This window comes from Rhodococcus sp. NPDC056506, assembly GCF_042794945.1.
Taxonomy (GTDB): Bacteria; Actinomycetota; Actinomycetes; order Mycobacteriales; family Mycobacteriaceae; genus Rhodococcus_F.
This window is the reverse complement of sequence record NZ_JBHTSW010000012.1, coordinates 22,945-42,698: the sequence shown is the minus strand read 5'-3', so window position 1 is coordinate 42,698 and position 19,754 is coordinate 22,945. Positions and strand designations below refer to the sequence as shown.

The window sequence follows — 19,754 nt, the reverse complement described above, 5'->3', positions numbered from 1 at the left end:
ACCCTCGCATAGCGGCGGCAAGTCGATACAAAACATATTGGACAACAAGTCAATTCGTCGAACAACGACTATGACTGTTGGGCTGCTCAGTACGATCTGGATGATCGACATGATAGACCGCGTGATGATCGGGCTTGCACTGCCGATGATCGGAGACGAATTCTCCCTCAGTAATACGCAATTGGGCGGAGTCGTGTCGATCTTCGCCATCTTTTACATGCTCGGGCAGGTCCCCGGCGGCATGCTGGCCGACCGATTCGGACCCCGGCCACTGTTGATCGTTGCGTTGATCCTGTGGTCGGTGTTCACCGCACTGACAGGATTCGCCTGGGGCCTCGTCTCGCTGATGGTCATGCGTGCGATGTTCGGGCTCAGCCAGGGTCTCTTCCCAGCAGCGTCGTTCAAAGCTCTGGCTGAGCGAACCCGTCCGAAAACTCGCGCCACGGCCATGGGCTTCATGATCGGTGCAAACAACCTGGGCCCCGGCATCGCACCATTGATCATCGCTCCAGTTCTCATGGCCGTCGGTTGGCGGGACGCATTTTGGCTGGTGGCCATAGTCGGCGCCGTGATCGGCACAGTCGTCTGGTTGGTGCTCCCGGCGCCGTTGGACACAGAGATCACGGAAGATCCGGAGGCCGCACTGCAACCGCTCGCCAGTGAACACTCACGCGCCGCGGTATTCAAGTCCGTTTCGGTCTGGAAATTCGCACTTCTGTTCTGCCTGGCCAACATGGCCGGATATGGGCTGTTGACCTGGGTGCCGAGCTACCTCCTCAACGAAAAGGGGCTCTCGCTGATCGATACGGGAATCTTCGCGGCGATCCCGTTCATCGTCACGGCATTGGCCATCGTCGTCGGTGGACGTCTGGTGGACAAGTACTTCCACGACAGCGCGCGCATTCTGCTCGTTCCGTGCATGGCCACCTCTGCCATTCTGCTGTTCTTGATGACTACCACCGATACCGTCGCGATGTTCACGTTCTATCAAACCCTCGCGATGGGCGTCAGCGGACTGTGCTCGATGTCGATCTTCGCCCTCCCGTTGCGGGCATTGCCCGCCGAATTCCTCGGTTCCGGAATGGGTTTGATCAACGGTTGTGGACAGCTTGCCGGTTTCATCACCCCCCTCGTGATGGGATGGATGGTGGACCAGTTCTCGTACATGGCCGCGTTCGGAGTCCTGGTCGGTGCGACGGCTGCGGCGGCATTGGTGGCCATGATCGTTCCACAGACCCCGGCGAAATTCTGAGGGCTCTCACGTGGTCCGGCGAAGTGGCCGCTGAAGGGTCGTTCCCAGCAGTGGCCGCTTCGCCGATCCGGACCTGACCCCGGTGCCAGCTCGTCACCTCACTGCATCGAACCCGTTGCGCGAGCGCCGAAGTGCGCGTCCTGCAAGCTTCCCCGTCGGCACCCCGTCCGACAGTGCCGGTTGCCCATTGACCAGAACGTGCCGCATTCCGGTCGCATACACTCTTGAGTTGTCGTATGTCGCGAGATCCTCTACCTGCGAGGGGTCGAAGATCGCCAGATCGGCGTATCCCCCTGGCGCAATGTAGCCCCGCTTCGCCAAACCGAAGTTTTCAGCAGGAAGGCTGGTCATTCGGCGAACGCATTCCTCGACTGATTGCCCGCCAATGCCGCGGGTGTAGCGGCTCAGAATACGGGCGAAAGTTCCGAATGAACGGGGGTGGACGGGTTGCCCCGCGAAAAGGGTCTCCGTGCTTTGAGCATCGGCATCGGAACCAACCGAAACCCAGGGACGCTCGAAGGCAATTCGCGTGTTGTCCTCCGACGCAATGAAATAGGCAGCTTCGGCTGTGGGCAGAGCGTCGAGAACAGCCAGTATGGTGTCCACCGGGTCGTGATGCCCCATCCTCCGAGCAATAGATCCCAGAGCTTCCCCCGCTCGGATCCCGAGTGCCGGCACCTCGGACAAGATCGTCACCCCATCGGCACCTCCGGACGCAGCGTAGAGATTCTCCCAGTCCTCGTCCTCACGATGGATCCTCTCGCGGATCTGGTCTCGGACACCGGTCGAGTTCAGGTGCGTGCGCCCGGCCGTGGTGTCACGACACCGAAACTCCGGTGGCAACGCGGCACTGAGCAACGTGTTCCCCGCCTCGTACGGATATACGTCCGCGGTGATTCGCACGCCGTCCTCGCGAGCCGACTCAACCAATTGCAGGGCCTCTGACATTTTGTGCCAGTGCGACTTACCAGCAACCTTGAGGTGGTAGATCTCCCCGCGCGCTCCTGTCGCTCGAGCGATATCGATCAGTTCCTCGATGCTTTCGAGAAACCTCTGCCCTTCGCTTCGGAGATGGCAGATATGGACGGCATCATGTCTGGCGAGCACCTGCGAAAATGCTCGCAACTCGCCGGAATCGGCATAGCTTCCGGGTGGATAGATCAGAGCCGAACCCACTCCGAGAGCTCCATTTTCAAGCTCCTCGTCGAGCAGGGCACACGCTTCGGCCAGCTCTTGTTCACTCAACAGACGATTGTCCACACCCGCAACCACCATGCGCAGATTCGCTGCGCCGACGAAGCTCGCCACGTTGAAACCGACGCCGTTCGTCTCCAATGATTCGAGAAAATCGTGCAACCTGGGCCAATGTGATTGCACCCCAGGTGGAATCGCACCCAATCCGAGCATCGTCGGAGTCATCGAACCCGTGACCGGTCCGAGAGACACGCCTTCACCGAAGACCTGGGTTGTGACCCCCTGATACAAGTCCGACAATCCTCGTGGGTCTTGCTGCAGCGTGAGGTAACTATGGCTGAGCACATTCACAAAACCGGGAGCCACCATACAACCGCGAGCATCGATGTCGATCGCCCCCTGCACAGCACCGATCGTTCCGACTTCCACGATCGTGTCACCGGAGATCGCAACATCCGCTTTCCTGGGCGGGCTCCCTCCACCATCGAGCACAGTCCCGTCCCGAACGACGATTGTCGGCAGCATCACGTCTCCTCCACGGTGGCCTTGCTGTCGCGAGATGCGACCCTGCTCACTCTGCTCAATCGTGGAAGCGAAATCTTGTTCCAGACACACATACTCGATGCAAAATTGGTGCCGCCCTACCAAACTGACACATGGTTCCGATCATGCCATCGGTTAGCCGACGACCCTGCGAATCTCGCTCTCGGAGGCATTGGCGCCCGTGCAGACAACAGCAACGCGCTTGCCAGCGAAGGTGTTCGGATGCGCATAGACCGCAGCAAGTGCGGCCGCACCGGCGCCTTCACTCAAAGTGTGAGCGTCGTAGAGCAACGCCCGCTGCGCGAGGGTGATGTCGTCGTCAGTGACGAGCAGGAAGCCTCCTAGCCGTTCACGCAAAACACGTTGTGTCAGTGCGAACCCGGCACCGGTCGCAAGCCCCTCGACACGGGTGGTGTTCGGGCGCTCGACGCACGTGCCGGAACTCCATGAGTCATGTGCGGCTCGCGCGGCCTCCGACTGCACTGCGAACACCTCTAGGTGCGGTGCGAGCGTACTGGCGACGAGACACGCCGCCGCGGCGCCGCTGCCGCCACCGACTGGGACTACCACCGCGTCCAGATCGGGTTGTTGTTCGACGAGTTCGACGTAAGCAGTAGCGACACCGGCAAGGATGGCCGGCTCATTGGCGGCGCTGACGAGACGCAGGCCGTCACGTTCGCTGATGAACTCGGCGTGAGCACGTGCCTCGTCGAAATTCACACCTTGCTCGATGAGTTCGGCTCCGAGCATGCGGACAGCGTGAGCCTTGACTGGATTCGCCCCAACCGGCATGACGATCACACATCGCACGCCCGCACCCGCTGCTGCATACGCCAAGGATTGAGCGTGGTTTCCGGTCGAGTAGCCGACGATCCCCCGCGCCCGCATCGCCTCATCCAGTCCTGCCACCAGATTCAGTCCGCCGCGAACCTTGAACGCACCCGTGGGGTGCACGTTCTCGTGTTTGACGAACAATTGGCTGCACGAGCCCGCACCCAAGGTCGGATGCGATACCAGGGGCGTAACCGGTAGATGCCGACGGACGACCTGACTGGCACGCTCGATGTCTGCCCACGTGGGTGGTTGTAGCTCGGTTGTTGCCGCGAGATCAGGTGCCTGTGCCATGTGGAGCACCTTTCCAAACACTGATTCATAGGTCCAATACGTGTTTTCGTCAAAAGCATCGAAATCTTCTATGATTTCGGCATGCTCGATCTAATTCGGCTGAGGGTTTTGGTCGCTGTTGCGCAGGAAGGATCGGTGACAGCCGCCGCCGATTCTCTCGGTTACGCACAGCCCTCCATCAGCCACCACCTTCGACAACTCGAATCGGAAGTCGGGGTTCCGCTGTTCCAGCGAGCCGGTCGTGGGCTACGTCTGACGGATGCCGGTGCGGTACTGGTTCGGCGAGCCACCGAGATCCTCGGCCACGTCGATGCAGCAGTAGCGGAAGTCGAAACGTACGCAGGCCTGAGGGCCGGGCGGGTACGACTGGCCGCATTCCCGTCAGCCCTGGCGAGTTTGATTCCGCAGGCGATGGCAGCGTTCACGTCCCAGTACCCCGATGTGTCCATCAGCCTCGTTGATGCAGAACCACCCAAAGCACTTGCACTGCTTCGTAACAACGATGTGGACGTAGCTGTTGTCTTCGCGCACGAGGACACCCCTGAAGTCGGGCTCAAGCATGTCGCGCAGACGACTTTGCTGGAAGATCCGTTGTACTTGATCACCTCCGCGCGGGATCCAGATGCCGCCAGCCAGCTCAGCGACTACTCCAGCGAGACCTGGATTGCCGGTTGCCCGAGCTGCCGCGCCCACCTCCTCACCGCTTGCAATCGTGCTGGGTTCATTCCGCGGATCGAGTTCGAGACCGACGACTACGTCGCCGTCCAAGCTCTGGTCGCCTCCGGAAGCGGGGTCAGCACCCTTCCGGCCCTCGCTCTCCAGGCACATCAGAATCCGGATATCCGCGCACACCGCATTCCCGGCGAGCGGCGCACTATCGCTGTCGCGACCTACGGGAAACCTCCACTTGCTCCCGCCATCGACGCGTTCGTCAGAACTCTGACAGCGATTTCCGAATCCATGCGTGAGCGCGTCGAACTGAATGGGCACGTCAGTCTCTGACGACACTGGGCGGCCCGATCACGACCGCCCGCAATAGCCAGTGACCTCAGGCCCTACCAACAACCGCGACAATCAGTGCGGCAAGTTCGCTTCGAGCATCGTCGGGCGAGAGCGCTCCCGCTACAGCCGCATGCGAGAGTGCCTCTGCAGCACCGAATATTGCAGTCATCGAAGGTTGCGCAAGTCCGCCGCCCACACCAAAGGGAGCCAGCACCTGTCGACATCGTTCGGAATACGCGTGTTCGGATTCACGCTTGACCCGCTCCAGTTCGGGCGAACCCTCCAGCGCTGCAAGCACACCCGTCAGCTCACGCCCCTGGGCCAGCGAACATCCGACGTAGGAGTCGGCGATGGCATTCGCGCGTCCGCTCAAAGACTCATCCGCTGCATCGAGATACTCCTCGAGCATCACCGTCTGACGATCGTCGAATTCCTTGAACAGGGCTGCCAACAACGCGGCGCGGGAGGCGAAATGGCTGTAGACAACGGGCTTTGCAACGCCGGCACGTTCAGCCAACCTGCCAAGGGTGAGCGCGTCTGCGCCTTCCTCTCGCACCAATGCCCACGACACCTCGACGAGCTGTTCGTACCTGCCGGCTCGCGACAGTCTCGTACGTGCCATCGGACACCTCCTTGCGCTATATACCAATAGTAACCTACTCTTAGTACATAAGCGCACCAGCTACCGAAGGAACGCTCATGACCACACTCGTCGTAGTCTCCCACTCCGATCCACAGTCACTTACCCAGCATGTCGCCCGTTCTACCGCCGACGCGATCCGCGACCTGGGCGGCGACGTCGACTTCGCGGACCTACATGCCGAGAATTTCGATCCCCGATTCTCCGAAGCCGATGTGAACCTGTTCCGCGGCAACGGGTCTCCCCCGGCCGATGTTGTAGCCGAGCAGGACCGAATCGATCGTGCAGACGATCTGATTCTCGTGTTTCCGATGTACTGGTGGTCGATGCCCGCACTACTCAAAGGTTGGATCGATCGAGTCTTCGTCAGCGGATGGGCGTACGAATACACCCCGGGAAGCGAATTCGTGAAGAAACTGGACCGACTCACCGTCCACCTGATTCCGGTCGCAGGTGACGACGCTGAGAGTTTCGACCGACACGGCGTGTACGAGGCCTTCCGGACACAGATCGAGCGCGGCATCATCGAATATTGCGGTGCCACACTGGGATCGACAACCTTCGTTCACGAGTCGGACACGAAGAGCCGAGACGTCCTCACCGCAGAAATCCAAGACGTCAGCGAAAGTATCGCGTCCCGTGTTGCCTACCCTGCGACCGTGACTTCCCGTTGACGGTCAGAAAGCGGTCAATCGACGCTTGACCGACCCGTGGCCGCCCAGTAGCGAAGCGTATCCCCCGTATGACCGAGGTTGCGCGACGACTGATCAGCTGGGCGCACGCTGTCGAGTAGACCACCGCACCGTTCGATTGCTTTGCGCGAACCCTCGTTCGTTTCGTCGCAGGTAATCAGGACGCGACTGAGCCCTACCGGGTCGCCGGCGTACGTGAGCACCTCCCGCAGAGCCGCCGACGCTATCCCTTTCCGGCGTTCCGACGGCCGGATCCCGTAGCCGATATGACCACCAAGTTCAGCCAAGAACTCATTCAAGCTGTGTCGCAACTGGATAGCACCGAGATACCTGCCGTCTCGCACGATCCACCAGTTGGTTGCCGGGACAATGTCGGGCCCCGGCAACGCCTCAGGCTGCGCCAACAACTCTTGCACCCAGTGCCCGAACCCATCGCGGGATGCAAGGTCGAGATCCAGACGTTGCGCAACTCCCAAGGCCGAACCGGGCTGATCCGCCTGCGGTCCGCCCCACTCGTCACGCGACTCCAACCAGGACACCCACAACGCCTCGTCAGGCGCAACCAAATCGACTGTCATAGCAGCGATGCTACTTCGTAACGGCGGCGGTCGAGTCGGCACACGCCGCCGCTGCGTCGGTCACCGAATCAAACATCGCCAGCCACTGTCGAGCGAGCTCCCTCCCCCCAACTTGTTTCAAACCACAAGATTTCGTTTCGGATGCTGAATTCGGGCAACGAAACGGTCGCGGTGTCCATAGCCGGGGATGCGCCGAACTTGCTGACTTCTCATCGTTGTTCAGGGTTCCCCTGGACCGACAATTCGCAGTCCCTCCGGCGGCACTTCCTGCACGATGAATGCGTCGGCGGCGTCGGTCACGATGGCTATGTAGAAAACGTGTTGACCGTCGACCTGTACCGGGCAGCCAATGTTAAATCCTGCGAGTCGTGGAATCCGCGCGAGTACGGGTTCGCCGCCGGTGATCTGGGCGTCGCCGTGCAGGCGTGCGGCCTCAGCCAGTACAGCTCGCTTCACCGCCTCGCGGTCCACCAGGTCGTCCCTGTCCGTCAACGACGACAGCGACACCGGTTCGGTGCACACGAACGGCACCTCTAGGCGCATAGGTTGCGGCACTCCGGTTTCGGAGTCGGGTGGGGTGTAGGTGCTGAATCCGACGCGGTGCGCCGCAATCGGCCGATACGACTCGTGGTCGATCACGAACGTCCACTGCGCGCGGTGGGCGGGTACATTTCCAAGCAGTGCTGGACCGCCACGTGCTGTCGCTTCCAGAAATGCCTCGTATCCGACAAGATCTACGTCCGCTCCGTAGTCGATGTCGCGGGCCTGGGCGTGGACCTCCGACAGATCGACTTCGAACAGTGACACCGGATAGGGATACTTGCGCCCGTCGATCTCAGCGTAGAAATCTCTGAGGGCGTCGGTGTCGAGATCGTCGGCAATCCACTGTGCAATCTCACGGGTCGTCACTTCCTCAACCGGGCGAGCAGGCTCGGGAAATCCGCGAAAGACCCCATCGTCATCAGTACTGTCTGCGAAGGACTCGAAGTCCATGTTCGCGATCGACAGATTGTTCTCCACACTCCACATTTCCGCGGGAATGACGCGAAATGTCCTCCCCCGTGGCCGATCCGGTTCGTCGGGGCCCGTGTAGACAGCGACGATGGGATGCTCAGGGGTTCTCACCGTCTCGGCATCGACTAGAAACGCGTAGTAGGGCGGCGGCTCGCCGATCAGCCCGAGCAGGCCGTCGACAGTCAGTCCGTCATAGTCCCGATTGTCGATGCAGGTGAGATACGCCGCAAACTCCAGATCGCTGTCGCCCTCCGATACCGGAGCCATTGCAGCGACGGCGATCTCACGCCAAGCGCCATCGTCGGTGAAATCGGTGCGGATCAACAGAGACTCGTCGACGAGGTGATCGGTAAGCACTCGACCGGTTCCCAGAGCCTCGAGCAACTCTTCTTCTCGGCGATCAAGTTCCTCCACCGCGAGTTCGGCGGCGATCTGGGCTGCCTCCCGACTGGGCGGGTCGACGGGCACAATCGACTGGACGATGCGAGCGCAGTCCGTTGGGTCGATGTCCTGATAACCACGAATTTCGTACGTCCAGTCACTGAGCGAGCATCGATAACGCTGCGGTGTGAGATCGTTCGGCCACTCTAGAGCCGGCTCGCCGATCGCGCTCACCCAACGACGCAACGTGAATTGGGGCGACTGTCCATGGATCGACAGGCTCAGTTCGCCGGTGCGAGGATCACCTGACTGCGACGTGGCAACTATCGTCATCGGGAGCCATGTCGGAACTGCCTGAGGAATCTCGGCCAGAGCGCGTTCCCGTTCCTGATGCTCACGTTGATGCTTCGCGATCTCGTCTTGCGCAGGACGCGAGGGACCCGTCCATCGGAACAATCCTGGATCGAATTCTTCATCCAGTGCGGGGTTTTCGAGTTCCATCCACTCGTCGCCGTGCTGCCACCGCAACGCGACGCCGAGTTCCGCATCGAACACATAAGTAACCGTCTCGTTGGTGTACTGGTCGAGAGCGGTCACCTCCCATCCCTCGCGGCCTCGCACGATCGCTGCGCGGGGCGCACTGGGGTCGACGAATCGTTCGTTGTCGAACATATGACTTGATGCAGGAGGGAACGTGTCATAAGCGCGGAGAAGCAGCGATGGTGAACCGATACCGATGGTCGCGTACATCGTGTTCGGAGACTTGACGGCGTGGACCATCGCATCGTCCGCGTCGCGAGACCATCTGTCCGTCGCGTTCTCCAGAAAGATCGGCTCGCCCGACTCGTTTTCGTAGCGCCACGCCGCCTCCGGAGCATGCAACACCAGCTGCCACGACCCGTCGGGGCGGTGAACGACGCCACGCACAGTGCGTCCCATCGTGCCGTAATTCGCGCCTCGGATCTGTTCCCACGTCGGTGCCATTCCCAGAACGTACCTCACGGTACGTTCTCCCGAGAAAGCTATCTTCTCAGGCGATATCTCAACTACCGCCCGCAGTCATTGCACTCCTGGTGCAATAGCACTGACCACGACCGAGTTCATCGAGCCTGATCGCGTAAAACCGTCGAGGAATCACAGATCCCGAATCGATGTGACGACAACCGGCCTGACCGGCTTGGGTGCCGCGCCGCAACTCGGTGGACGCGGCGCGAGTTCGGAGACCGCCGTCTCCACCGCCCATCGCCGGCCGTCCACATGTGCGACGACGCATGTCCCGTCACTCGCCTGCTCGATGACAGCCAAGTCGTCGATTCCACAGCTGATCTGTTGTCGCACAGCAATTTCCGAAGCCTGCCCCACAGGAGACCAGCAACTCCGTCCACGCAGACCTGGCAAATGGACCTGATCTCGGGAAGCTACCTCCACGGCAGTGACACTCTCGCTTGCGGACAGTCGGCCGTATGTATTGCCGCTCGGCAGCAGGATCATCGACGGCGCAAATCGGTGCCCGCCAGTGTGCGAACACTCCCACACCTGGGGTCCGAAGGACGACATCAGCGCTGCGGCAATCGGCCTGCCGAATACAGCGCAGCACTGATCGCGCTTGCCGTGAGCGCAGACCAATACGACTGGCTCGGTCACTTGCTCGCCCAATCCTGGTGGCGGCCCATCCAACAGGAAGAAATCGACGTCGAGTAAGTCCATCGGCGAATCGATGTGCAACCTTTCACACCATGAGTCGCTCGGATCGGAGCGCGCAAGCAGGACGGTGTGTCCATCAGTCATCGGATCGGTGCGCCCGGGTCGCCGAACGAACATGATTCGTACGTCGGCAGCGTCGGCTCGTCGGCTCAGCTCGGCGGCGAGCTCCTCCCCCAACGCCGTTCCGTCCAGCACGTCACGACCCCAGGCTGCGTTGAATTCGAGACACACCCAACCCCGCACGACGGCAGCGCTGCCTGCCAGCGGTTCGTCGACAGCAGACAGCGCGGAACAGGTTTCGGCTTCGGTCACGAGCCCTATTGTGTCAGCCGCGCTGGGTATCGATTCGCAAGTGCCTGTAGCTCAGTGACGCGGAAGCTCAGTAGAACTTCTTGCCCTCCGCAAGCTGGTTGACGAATTTCTCGATCCGCCTGGCTCGCGTCTCCGGACGCTTTGCCTCCTGTAGTCGGTACGCGATGGTGAATCGGTTGGTGGAATTGAGCGTCGCGTAGAACTCGCGAGCCTTCGGGTTGTCCGCAAGCGCATCGAGAAAGTCTTTCGGGACCTCGGCCTTGGCTGATCCCTCGTACGCGCGATCCCATCGACCGTCGGCCTTGGCCTTCTCGATCTCGGCGACACCGGATGGCTCGAGAAGTCCCGCGGCGTCGAGGCGGGCGACTATCTCGACGTTGCGTTTGGACCACGGACTCCGCGCGGTGCGTCGCGAAAACTTCTGCACGAAGAAATCGTCGTCGATTCGCCGTGCGAGGCTGTCGATCCAGCCGAAGCACAGGGCAACGTCCAACGCTTGGTCGTAGTCGATAGAGCTGTGCGACGAGGTCTTCTTGGCCATTTTCAGCCAAAGGCCGGGGACCACCTCGTGGTTCTCGGACAGCCATCGACGGAACTCTCCTCCGTCAACGAAGTATTCGGTATCGAGTTCGACTGCCATCAGTGCTCCTCACATTCTCGATACCCATACTCTGACAAAACCCTGCGACAAATATCCGAGAGTTCCGAGTGCGAGCAGCCATTTGGCAATACTGACGGTCGAAGCGGCGCGAACCCTCGAGTCGGTGATGCTGTCGCGATGATCGAGGAAATGGAGTCCGACCACGTTCTCGACGTAGTCGCCGGCCGCCGACAGTACCGGTGCGACGGCAAGGACGCGCCGAGTTGAGGAGGAAAGGGGAACCCGCTCCCCGAGCCGCTTGCTTGCTGACCGCAAAGCCATCGCGTAGATCGCGGGATGTACGAAGTCGGGGTAGTAGTGACTGCGAAATCGCGCCGTGGCCTCTACGTCCATGGAGTCCAAGATCTCGACGTACCGGCGAGCGGAGAACGCCGTCTGCACTTCCAATACTTTGGGAGCCACCGGCCCGAGTAGGCGAGCAATATTCGCTTGTGAGACAACAAAAGCAGTCGTCCACAATGCCATCGCCTTCGCAGATCCAGTTGGTGCCATGTCGTCGATCATTTCACTCTTGGATCGGCGCCGACGACAAGTGCAACCAGTTTGTCGATATCGATACGAGGCTCTGTGCTCTGGGAAATCGCGGCCAGACGGATCGGCGAAGCTATTGCCGCGAGAACAGTGTCTGGATCAGTACTGTCCGGGACCTCGCCGCGCTCGATTCCGCGGTTGATCATGTCTGCTGCCGCATCGAATCGGGTCCGCCAGAACTGTGCGCGCGCAGCCAGGATTTCCGCGTCATCAGTAGGCATCACACCCGTGCGGGCCAGTGCCAATCCGGTGTCTGTCGCGAGCCAATCTTGCAGACGTCTAGCAAAAGTTCGAAGATCACCGAAGAGCGTTCCGGTGTCGGGTATCGACAAACCTGCATCGGTGAACTCTCGGAGTGCATCGACGACCAGCAAGTCGACCGTCGCCCATCGACGGTAGATCGACGTTGGATGAACGTCGGCTTCGACCGCTATCGCGGCGATCGTCACCGACTGCGGTCCCAGTTCAGCGACCTTCCGCACAGTCGCTTCGATCACGGCCGTTCGGACCGCTCGACCCCTTTGCTTCATAGCCTCATTGTGCCAATCGCGACACCCAGTCATATCGCAACTACTACTTGCGATATGTTCGATACTCGAACAGTTGTTTATCCAGTGAGGTGGCGATTGACATGGTTGTGTTCTTCGAAGTGCTTTTTGTTCTCGCGTCGGTCGCGATGGCATGGTTTGCCATGTACGCCATTTACCGCCTGATCACCGACGACCGACAATGACATCTGCCTTGGATCTGATCGCCGGTGAATGAGGTTGTAAAAAGCGGGCATCCCGTATCGATCATCGGTCCGATAGCGGGGAGCGCGCATGTCGCCCAAGTCCAACCCGACAGTTCTGTTCATCCACGGACTCTGGATGCACCCGACCACCTGGGATTCCTGGGCACAGGTTTTCAACGCGCAGGGGTACCCCACGATGGCGCCGGGGTGGCCAGGGGACGCGTCGACGGTGGGTGAGACGCGCGAACACCCGGAAGACATCGCGGGACACGGCATCGACGACGTGACCGATCACTACGCCAAGGTGATCGCCGATCTCGACGAACCACCGATCGTGGTGGGGCATTCGTTCGGAGGTTTGATCGCGCAGAAACTGCTGGGCCAGAAGTTGGCGACCGCGGCAATTGCCATCGACCCGGCTCAGCCCAAAGGGGTGTTGAAACTTCCCCTCGTCCAACTGGGCAGCGTCTTCCCGGTCCTGTCCAACCCCGGGAATTACCGGAAGGCGTACTCACACAACAGAGAGTCGTTTCACAAGTCCTTTGCCAGCGCCGTGTCCAAGGACGAGTCCGACGCCTTGTTCGAGCAGTATGCGATTCCCGCCCCTGGTCGGCCGTTGTTCGAGGCAGCACTCGCCAACTTCGCGCCTCACAGCCCCGCTGCAGTGGATTTCAACGCGCAACGTGGACCCCTTCTGATGATCGGCGGCGGGAAGGATCGCACAGTACCGAAAGCCAGTTCGGACAGCTCGTTCAAGAAGTATGCCAAGGCTCCAACGGTCAACGAATACAAGGTCTTCGGCGATCGGGGGCATTCTCTGACCATCGACCACGGCTGGCGTGAGATCGCGGATTACAGCCTTGCCTGGCTCGACAGGCAGGGCATGAGCCCGCCGCAAGGCAAGCACGAAAGTCAGTCTCAGCCGAAAGCTTGAAAACGACGACGGTACACCTGCGGCGAGATTCCGAGATGCGTCGAAAATGCTCGGCGTAGGGATTCCGAACTGCCGAATCCCGCCAACTGTGCGGCTTCGGTCACCGAGTGGCCGGCATCGAGGAGCGCTTTCGCGGAATCGAAACGGATCAACTCGACGTATTTGGCCGGCGTCGTACCGAGTTCCTCGCGAAAGAGCCTCGTCAAATGCCGTGGGCTCAGATGCGCCAGGGCAGCCAGTTCGTCGACCGAGTACTCCCCCGCCGGATCGGCCGCCACCGCATCGACTACTGCGCGAAGCGCGGGCACCCGGGGTCGCGGCCCGCTCAACGACGGCGAGAACTGTGACTGCCCACCTGGACGCTGGAGGAATACCACCAGAAGTTGCGCGACGCGTCGGGCCATTTCTGCACCATGATCTCGCTCGAGCAATGCGAGCGCGAGGTCGATCCCGGCGGTCACACCCGCAGACGAGAACACCGTGCCGTCCTCGATGAAGATGGCGTCGGGAACTACCGTGATCTGCGGATAGGCGCGCGCCAGCGTTGCCGTGTGTTGCCAATGCGTCGTTGCGCGGCGTCCGTCGAGCAGTCCGCTCGCAGCCAGGATGAAAGTCCCGGTACAGATCGAGGCAACCCGCCCCGAACGCCCTGCCAGCTCACGTGCCGCCTCGCGTAGTTCCGGGCTCACCGGCGTGGACGGGAACACGTCGCCACCCATGACAAGCAACGTGTCGAAGGAACCGGAATCTGCGACGTCACAGTCGACCGGAATGCGCATGCCGGTCGACGAGTCGACATCGTGTCCACCCACCGAGCAGATCACCAACTCGTAGTTCGCTCCGCCGCGATTGGCCTCTGCGAACACCTCACTCGGACCTGCGACGTCGAGCAGTTTGACGCCGTCGAACACCAGGACGGCAACTCGATGCACTGCGGTCACGATCACTCCCCTTCGTCCTGATCTGTGGACAGTATGGCCGAGATCAGGGTGCGCCCGCGTGCGTGCTCGACCGACACTGGGATAGACCGAGAAATTCGCAGCAGCGACAAGCAGAGCAGGTACCGATGAACACGATCATTGCCGGTGTGAAAATCCCCGATTCGAAGATGGCTGCCAACGCCACCGAACTCGTCCGAGATACGGCTTCCGAGTTACTGTTTCACCATTCGCGACGCGTCTTTCTCTTCGGATCGCTTCAGGGAGCACGTCTGGGGCTGCACGCCGACCCCGAATTGCTCTACGTCGGCGCCATGTTCCACGACCTGGGGCTCACCGAGAAATTCCGAGACAGTACGGCACGATTCGAATTGGACAGCGCGGACGAAGCACGGCGATTCCTCACCGGCTACGGAGTCGACGAAGCCGACATCCGCACAGTGTGGGAAGGCATCGCTCTGCATACGACGCCCGAAGTTCCATCCCGATTGGAACCCGAAATCGCCTTGGTGACAGCGGGTGTGGAGACCGACGTACTCGGAATCGGATACAGCGAACTCGACCAGGCCGACATCGACGCCGTCACCGCGGCCCACCCCCGCCCGGATTTCAAGAATCAGATCTTGAAGGCCTTCACCGACGGTTTCAAGCACCGCCCCGAGAGCACGTTCGGAACGGTCAACGGCGACGTGCTCGAACATTTTGTACCTGGATTTCGGCACATCGATTTTGTCGAGGTCATCCAGAACTCGGCTTGGCCCCAATAGAACTCGACTTCAGCCGGCCGCCTCACTCATCGCAGCGGCATCTTCCGCCCCGAACTTTTCCTCGAGAGTTTCCGGCGAATAGTCGAGGTCGATCTCGGCGACGTCGCGCCCGCGCGCAGACTCGATCGCCGAAAGTCGGCGCTGCGCACGGTCTGCGGCATACTCGAGGAACTCCTGATTGTCCAAACCGAACGGCTGCACCTCGAATTGATCGTTGACCCAGTTGATCATTCCGAGCGCCATGGGCATGAGTTCACCCATCCGCTGCTGGACGACGTCCCAGTTGTGATCGTCGGCGGCGACGTGCCTTCGGCAGGTGAACGTCCCCCAAGCCATGTGCCGTCGTTCGTCGTCACCGATCTTCCGCACCAATTGCTGCATGCCAGGCAGGATTCCGCGCGTCGCACAGACTTTCTGCCAGGCGTAGTAGCCCGTCAACGCCAGACTGCCCTCGATGACGTGGTTGTACGTGACGCTGGCACGCACCTGGTTGACCGGGCTGGGATCCGTCTCGAGAATGCGTAGCGACGACGGCAACTCCTCGTAGAACAGTTGCCGGTAGTACGGATTGTCAGCGACGTAGGAATGCAGGTCACTGGTCAATCCCACTTCGTCCATCCACAGCCGAAATACCTGGGTGTGCTTGGCTTCCTCGAAACAGAACTGCGTCAAGTACATCTCGTCGCCGAACCTGCCCTCGGTCGACATCGCTTTCATGAACGGTTGAATGTCTTCGGTGACGGCTTCTTCACCGGCAATGAACTGCGCGCACAGGAAGGTGGCGCTGCGCTGCTGCTCGCTGGTCAGCTCCTGCCAGTCACGAGCGTCCTGGGAAAAATCGAGGTCGGTTGGGTTCCAGAATTTTGCATTTCCCTTGGTGAACAATCGGAGTGGGAACGAATCCCAGTTCAACCCTCCCGACCGAAGAGTACTGAAACCTTCTCGCCCCGGCGAGGTGACAGTCATGACATTCCTTCTTCCCGAACCGAAGACAGATGCCCCACCAGCATGCCCGCAGAACTGAAACGTGAATCAGTTTTGGCGAAATTCGATCTATTCCTTCAGAGAAACGCCCTTGGTCTCCATCACTGCGAAGAGCTTGGCGTTCATCTGAGCCGCCAGATCTGGCCGATACGAGCCGATATTGAGCGGATTGGCTAGATTGTTCAGTTCCAAGGGGTCGGCTTGTAGGTCGTAGAGTTCGTATTGCGGCGCAGCAACTCCCGCGGGATCGAAGTACATCGTGTACTTCCATCGACTCTCACGTATGCACCGGATGTGATTAGGCTGCGTGACGATGTTCTGACCGTCGGGCGTTGCGCAGTTCTGATCGTCGTAGGTGAACAGAATCGTGTCCTGGACCTGTGCGCTGGGACTTTGCGGATAGGCGGCAGCGTCGACGACGACCGGTGTCAGATCGGTGCCCAAGAAGTTCCACGATTCACGCGCAGGCGCTTGGGCGAGAGTGGCGAGAGTGGGCATCACGTCGATCAACGACGCCAGGGCGTCGGTGCGAACGGGCTCGGGAAACAGCAAGGGGTTGCTGATGACCAATGGAACGCGCAGCGTTTCCTCGTAGGCGTTGAACACCTTCTGCCGCAAACCTCCGTGGCTCATCCCCATCTCCCCGTGGTCGGACATGCGAACGATCACCGTGTCGTCGAGCATCTGTGGAGTGGCCTCGATCGCGTCGAGCACGCTGCCGATGTGTTCGTCCACAACCTTGTGCATGTAGGCGTAGAAGTTGATGTAGTTGCGGGCCTGATCGGGTCCGAGCAGCGGCCCGAGCCCGGCTGCAAGCAGCAATTCCGACTGAACCTGTGCTGTCGGTTTGTGATTGAGCGCCAGGATCTCGTCGAAGGTGGGCGGCAGGTCGATTCCTTGCTCGAAGGCGCCTGGTGCGTCCGATCCGTAGTTGTCGCACGTTCCGTTCATCGCATTCCAGGTCTGGGGGTACGCGAGGACGTCATGTGGGTTCACGAACGAGACGATCAGCGCCCAGGGCTGTCCGGACGTGATTGCTGGTCCGGAGAGAAAATCGACTGCCTCCTCGGCAACACGGCGATCATGGTCTGCGCACCCGCCGCCGAAATGATCCGGATTGGTGTCCTGGCCCGCGTCCGGCGGAATCCACCCTTCGAAGCCGAATCCCGCCACGTCCTCGCTTGTCGGATCACCGCCGACGACGCCTTTGCTCAGATGCCATTTCCCCCGGTACTGGACGTTGTAGCCGGCCGACGCCAGCAGCTTTGCCATGTTCTGTTCGGAGACCTGCAACTGTGGCTCGGTGGGGGAAACAGTGCCGCCTTCGGTGAGCGTTCTCGTGACCCCGTGCTGCGCGGGGTAGAGGCCGGTGAAGAACGTACTGCGACTCGGCGAGCACATCGCGGTATTGCACACCGCCTGGTCGAACGTCAGCCCGTGATCGGCAATCCTCTTGCGGTTGGGCAGATTCTGATCAGCCCAGCCTTGCGGCCAGTACATCGGCCGGCGCTCCTGATCGGTGATGATGACAACGATGTTGGGTTTCTGTGGAAACCGATCGGCGGGCGCTGCTTGTGCCGGCGCCGCGCTCACCGCGCCGGTTGCGACGTCTGCCACTCCGGCGAGGACAAGAGCACCGACGCCACCGAGGAACGTCCGGCGTGGCAATGAATGACAATGCGAGGCTGGAACGTTCTCTGGGTTCACGGGCGTCGTCCTCTCGGAGGCGTTGTCGCCCCAGAGTTGACCGAATCAGTGTTCGCTACACATGCTCGAGCAAACTGCCTGTGCGCTGATCAACTCGATTACCCGATCCGCACAGCGCAGCGGATCCGGTGTCCGGCCGATGCCGAGAGTGTCGACTATCGAAATCGTTCTTCGCACATCAGCCTCCTCGACACCCCACGACCAACCGAAGTCGTGATTCCAGAGCAGAACTGCGTTCTTCCCCGGATGGTTTCGGGCATGAACGGGGAGAACGATCACCGCATCCATGCTCGGACCCTGCGGCCATCGAACTGTCTCTCCGTGAACGGATCGTGCTACCGCGTCGACGTATTCGTGTGCGGACCAGTCGTTGCCGTTGGTGTGCATGGAAGTACATTCGGTGCCGCACGCGTTGTGGATGGGTTCTTCCCGGAACTGATCTGATATTCCGCTTTCAGGAAATGAACGGCAACACAACGGATTCGAATTGGCGGTGACCGTCGCGGTGGACACTGTGGCCGGTGCGGAAGGAGACCAATTCGCAGCGCGCGACGGTGGCCGCAACAGCGTCGAGGCGAACGGGGTCCACCATCCCGCCCAGACCTCCACGCAGGAACAACATGTCGGCCTCGATGAGTGGCAAGCGATCCCACCACTGCGGATCCGGTCGGCGGAACTGCTCGAGCGCGGACCGCGTCATCGAGCGATCGAACGTCAGCGCGGCTCGCGGATGTCGCACCAAACTTGTTGTGGCGTGCCACAGTTCTGGCGCACTCGGCAATTTCCTCGCGAACACCTGTTCCGGGTCACCCGCACGAAGCGGTAACGGCGCTTCCTCGATGACCAACTTCCGCACCACAGTGGGACGTTTCTGAGCGATCAACGACGCCGCGTGCCCGCCGAGCGAATGGCCGACCAGATCCACCTGATCGAGTTCGAGATGATCACACACGTCCATGACGTCGTCCGCGAACTCGTCGAACAGGTACGACGACGCCCGAGCGCTCCGGCCGTGGCCGCGAAGATCGACCGAGACAACTCGTCGGTTGCGCGAACGCAAGGTCCGCGCGAACTTGTCCCAGGTACCGCTGTCGCCGCCCATCCCGTGCACGAGAACTACCGGAGGCAGATCGGCCACACTGGGATGCGAGCCGGAATCGCGGTAGCTGATCTGGACCCCGCCGGCACTTCGTACGTTAGCGACACTCACGAGTTCCCAGGATAGACCTGTCCTCGCGGATTGCTGACGCGGTCAGCTGAGGCGGCAACTCCCCTGGTCTCGTGACCTCGTCGTAGCGAGCCAGCCCGATCCTCGCGATGTTGCGCAGCGACTCACTTGCATCAGCGAAGTATCCGCAATGCCCTCGAATGGCGCCGGTGTCGAAAACTATGGCTCCGTGCTGCGCTCGGACTGGAGACGGGCCGTGCCCGAGACGACCGATCTTCACGCGCGGGAAGTACCGGATCCAGTCCGACGGCCCCAGAGCAGCCCAGAGATTTCCGCCAAAGCACAGGTCCTCGCGCGAACTGGTCCCCATTCCCGGGCTGCCGATCACCACACAATCGTCCGCGCGCGCCGACGGGAGGGCGAGTCCGCACACCACCGCCCCGTAGCTGTGCCCGACGAGCGTGACATGCGCCGAACGCGGCAGGATACGAGTCAACCGCGCCAGATCGATCGCACCGCGTTCTGCAAGAGTCCGCGAGAACGACTCGAGAAATCCCCACGGCGTCCGATAACCGACCCACACGATCACCGCGACGCGGTCGTTCGGCCCGAGCGTTCGGAGCATCCTTCCCAGTGTCCATCCGCTCGCTCGTGGTCCTGTCGGACGGTTCTCGTCGAAGTAGTTTCCCAGGCCGTTGTCGTTGCCTGGCACGAAGATCACGATGTGCTCAGCTGTGGCGACGTCCCCGAACACCTCCACGATTCGGCCTTCGCCGGCTTCGTCGTACGCCAGAAGTTGTGCGTCGCGTAGCTCCGTCGGCCGGTAGTGAAGTCGATCGGTTCCGGAAACGTCAGATCGGCCCGCCGTTTTCATGACACTCCTCGCGAAGAGTT

Annotated in this window: 20 protein-coding genes; 5 read left to right on the top strand and 15 right to left on the bottom strand. The window is 60.9% G+C overall.

All coding sequences use genetic code 11. From position 1 onward, the window contains the following. Positions 1 to 100 precede the first annotated feature (100 nt). The gene (locus ACFQ6H_RS12950) at positions 101 to 1,252 is read left to right on the top strand and encodes an MFS transporter (protein ID WP_223304655.1); all 1,152 of its coding nucleotides are present in this window, start codon (positions 101 to 103) and stop codon (positions 1,250 to 1,252) included. A gap of 93 nt (positions 1,253 to 1,345) precedes the next feature. On the opposite strand, the gene ACFQ6H_RS12945 is transcribed toward ACFQ6H_RS12950, so the two are convergent. After that, entirely contained in the window at positions 1,346 to 2,971 is a 1,626-nt protein-coding gene (locus ACFQ6H_RS12945) for an amidohydrolase family protein (RefSeq protein WP_378646530.1), read from the bottom strand. A gap of 153 nt (positions 2,972 to 3,124) precedes the next feature. Beyond that, positions 3,125 to 4,114, bottom strand: a complete 990-nt coding sequence (locus ACFQ6H_RS12940; protein ID WP_378646441.1) for a threonine/serine dehydratase — start codon at positions 4,112 to 4,114, stop codon at positions 3,125 to 3,127. A gap of 81 nt (positions 4,115 to 4,195) precedes the next feature. Here ACFQ6H_RS12940 and ACFQ6H_RS12935 point away from each other — a divergent pair, with 81 nt between their 5' ends. Beyond that, positions 4,196 to 5,116 (top strand): LysR family transcriptional regulator, encoded by a 921-nt coding sequence (locus ACFQ6H_RS12935; protein ID WP_378646439.1) that lies wholly within the window; start codon positions 4,196 to 4,198, stop codon positions 5,114 to 5,116. 46 nt (positions 5,117 to 5,162) lie between these two features. Here the strand turns inward: ACFQ6H_RS12935 and ACFQ6H_RS12930 are convergent, their stop codons facing one another. Further along, positions 5,163 to 5,738: a TetR/AcrR family transcriptional regulator gene (locus tag ACFQ6H_RS12930; RefSeq protein WP_378545262.1), complete on the bottom strand. Its 576-nt coding sequence runs from the start codon at positions 5,736 to 5,738 to the stop codon at positions 5,163 to 5,165. A 77-nt stretch (positions 5,739 to 5,815) separates the two neighbouring features. Between ACFQ6H_RS12930 and ACFQ6H_RS12925 the strand changes: the two genes are divergently transcribed. Continuing rightward, positions 5,816 to 6,430, top strand: coding sequence for an NAD(P)H-dependent oxidoreductase (locus tag ACFQ6H_RS12925; protein WP_378646437.1), 615 nt, complete (start codon positions 5,816 to 5,818; stop codon positions 6,428 to 6,430). 14 nt (positions 6,431 to 6,444) lie between these two features. Here ACFQ6H_RS12925 and ACFQ6H_RS12920 read toward each other — a convergent pair whose 3' ends face one another. The 6 genes from ACFQ6H_RS12920 to ACFQ6H_RS12895 all read right to left on the bottom strand — a co-directional run bounded on the left by ACFQ6H_RS12920 (position 6,445) and on the right by ACFQ6H_RS12895 (position 12,159). Further along, positions 6,445 to 7,026: a GNAT family N-acetyltransferase gene (locus tag ACFQ6H_RS12920; protein ID WP_378646435.1), complete on the bottom strand. Its 582-nt coding sequence runs from the start codon at positions 7,024 to 7,026 to the stop codon at positions 6,445 to 6,447. Positions 7,027 to 7,245: 219 nt separating this feature from the next. Then, positions 7,246 to 9,423 carry a DUF6924 domain-containing protein gene (locus tag ACFQ6H_RS12915; protein WP_378646433.1) on the bottom strand — a complete coding sequence of 726 codons (2,178 nt, stop codon included), beginning with the start codon at positions 9,421 to 9,423 and terminating at the stop codon, positions 7,246 to 7,248. Between the two features lie 132 nt (positions 9,424 to 9,555). Next, the gene (locus tag ACFQ6H_RS12910; protein WP_378646528.1) at positions 9,556 to 10,446 is read right to left on the bottom strand and encodes a sucrase ferredoxin; all 891 of its coding nucleotides are present in this window, start codon (positions 10,444 to 10,446) and stop codon (positions 9,556 to 9,558) included. 58 nt (positions 10,447 to 10,504) lie between these two features. Continuing rightward, positions 10,505 to 11,077, bottom strand: coding sequence for a YdeI family protein (locus ACFQ6H_RS12905; protein WP_378646431.1), 573 nt, complete (start codon positions 11,075 to 11,077; stop codon positions 10,505 to 10,507). Positions 11,078 to 11,086: 9 nt separating this feature from the next. After that, a complete protein-coding gene (locus tag ACFQ6H_RS12900; protein ID WP_378646429.1) occupies positions 11,087 to 11,590 on the bottom strand; it encodes a hypothetical protein in 504 nt (167 codons plus the stop codon). Between the two features lie 8 nt (positions 11,591 to 11,598). Further along, a complete protein-coding gene (locus ACFQ6H_RS12895) occupies positions 11,599 to 12,159 on the bottom strand; it encodes a TetR-like C-terminal domain-containing protein (RefSeq protein ID WP_378646427.1) in 561 nt (186 codons plus the stop codon). 291 nt (positions 12,160 to 12,450) lie between these two features. Here ACFQ6H_RS12895 and ACFQ6H_RS12890 point away from each other — a divergent pair, with 291 nt between their 5' ends. Further along, entirely contained in the window at positions 12,451 to 13,296 is an 846-nt protein-coding gene (locus ACFQ6H_RS12890) for an alpha/beta hydrolase (protein ID WP_378545283.1), read from the top strand. Here the strand turns inward: ACFQ6H_RS12890 and ACFQ6H_RS12885 are convergent. After that, a complete protein-coding gene (locus ACFQ6H_RS12885) occupies positions 13,281 to 14,237 on the bottom strand; it encodes a GlxA family transcriptional regulator (protein ID WP_378545286.1) in 957 nt (318 codons plus the stop codon). The genes ACFQ6H_RS12890 and ACFQ6H_RS12885 overlap by 16 nt on opposite strands. Positions 14,238 to 14,362: 125 nt before the next feature. Between ACFQ6H_RS12885 and ACFQ6H_RS12880 the strand changes: the two genes are divergently transcribed. Next, complete coding sequence (locus ACFQ6H_RS12880; RefSeq protein ID WP_378646425.1) at positions 14,363 to 15,001, top strand: HD domain-containing protein; 639 nt, start codon at positions 14,363 to 14,365, stop codon at positions 14,999 to 15,001. Positions 15,002 to 15,010: 9 nt separating this feature from the next. On the opposite strand, the gene ACFQ6H_RS12875 is transcribed toward ACFQ6H_RS12880, so the two are convergent. The 5 genes from ACFQ6H_RS12875 to ACFQ6H_RS12855 form a co-directional block, all read right to left on the bottom strand. Further along, on the bottom strand, positions 15,011 to 15,967 hold the full coding sequence (locus ACFQ6H_RS12875; protein WP_317556439.1) for a R2-like ligand-binding oxidase: 957 nt from the start codon (positions 15,965 to 15,967) through the stop codon (positions 15,011 to 15,013). 87 nt (positions 15,968 to 16,054) lie between these two features. Then, positions 16,055 to 17,692 carry a sulfatase-like hydrolase/transferase gene (locus ACFQ6H_RS12870; RefSeq protein ID WP_378534373.1) on the bottom strand — a complete coding sequence of 546 codons (1,638 nt, stop codon included), beginning with the start codon at positions 17,690 to 17,692 and terminating at the stop codon, positions 16,055 to 16,057. Between the two features lie 45 nt (positions 17,693 to 17,737). After that, positions 17,738 to 18,079: a DUF6292 family protein gene (locus tag ACFQ6H_RS12865; protein ID WP_317556436.1), complete on the bottom strand. Its 342-nt coding sequence runs from the start codon at positions 18,077 to 18,079 to the stop codon at positions 17,738 to 17,740. A gap of 67 nt (positions 18,080 to 18,146) precedes the next feature. After that, entirely contained in the window at positions 18,147 to 18,902 is a 756-nt protein-coding gene (locus ACFQ6H_RS12860; protein ID WP_378646423.1) for an alpha/beta fold hydrolase, read from the bottom strand. Continuing rightward, positions 18,889 to 19,734, bottom strand: a complete 846-nt coding sequence (locus ACFQ6H_RS12855) for an alpha/beta hydrolase (RefSeq protein WP_378545295.1) — start codon at positions 19,732 to 19,734, stop codon at positions 18,889 to 18,891. The genes ACFQ6H_RS12860 and ACFQ6H_RS12855 overlap by 14 nt, the downstream gene beginning before the upstream one ends. Positions 19,735 to 19,754 lie beyond the last annotated feature (20 nt).

Excerpts from the sequence above, each read along its gene's own strand:
- ACFQ6H_RS12930 (WP_378545262.1), bottom strand. The coding sequence starts at position 5,738 with ATGGCACGTACGAGACTGTCGCGAGCCGGCAGGTACGAACAGCTCGTC.
- ACFQ6H_RS12945 (WP_378646530.1), bottom strand. The coding sequence starts at position 2,971 with ATGCTGCCGACAATCGTCGTTCGGGACGGGACTGTGCTCGATGGTGGA.
- ACFQ6H_RS12950 (WP_223304655.1), top strand. The coding sequence starts at position 101 with ATGATCGACATGATAGACCGCGTGATGATCGGGCTTGCACTGCCGATG.
- ACFQ6H_RS12865 (WP_317556436.1), bottom strand. The coding sequence starts at position 18,079 with ATGCACACCAACGGCAACGACTGGTCCGCACACGAATACGTCGACGCG.
- ACFQ6H_RS12940 (WP_378646441.1), bottom strand. The coding sequence starts at position 4,114 with ATGGCACAGGCACCTGATCTCGCGGCAACAACCGAGCTACAACCACCC.
- ACFQ6H_RS12900 (WP_378646429.1), bottom strand. The coding sequence starts at position 11,590 with ATGGCACCAACTGGATCTGCGAAGGCGATGGCATTGTGGACGACTGCT.
- ACFQ6H_RS12875 (WP_317556439.1), bottom strand. The coding sequence starts at position 15,967 with ATGACTGTCACCTCGCCGGGGCGAGAAGGTTTCAGTACTCTTCGGTCG.
- ACFQ6H_RS12880 (WP_378646425.1), top strand. The coding sequence starts at position 14,363 with ATGAACACGATCATTGCCGGTGTGAAAATCCCCGATTCGAAGATGGCT.
- ACFQ6H_RS12925 (WP_378646437.1), top strand. The coding sequence starts at position 5,816 with ATGACCACACTCGTCGTAGTCTCCCACTCCGATCCACAGTCACTTACC.
- ACFQ6H_RS12855 (WP_378545295.1), bottom strand. The coding sequence starts at position 19,734 with ATGAAAACGGCGGGCCGATCTGACGTTTCCGGAACCGATCGACTTCAC.
- ACFQ6H_RS12890 (WP_378545283.1), top strand. The coding sequence starts at position 12,451 with ATGTCGCCCAAGTCCAACCCGACAGTTCTGTTCATCCACGGACTCTGG.
- ACFQ6H_RS12935 (WP_378646439.1), top strand. The coding sequence starts at position 4,196 with ATGCTCGATCTAATTCGGCTGAGGGTTTTGGTCGCTGTTGCGCAGGAA.
- ACFQ6H_RS12905 (WP_378646431.1), bottom strand. The coding sequence starts at position 11,077 with ATGGCAGTCGAACTCGATACCGAATACTTCGTTGACGGAGGAGAGTTC.
- ACFQ6H_RS12895 (WP_378646427.1), bottom strand. The coding sequence starts at position 12,159 with ATGAAGCAAAGGGGTCGAGCGGTCCGAACGGCCGTGATCGAAGCGACT.
- ACFQ6H_RS12920 (WP_378646435.1), bottom strand. The coding sequence starts at position 7,026 with ATGACAGTCGATTTGGTTGCGCCTGACGAGGCGTTGTGGGTGTCCTGG.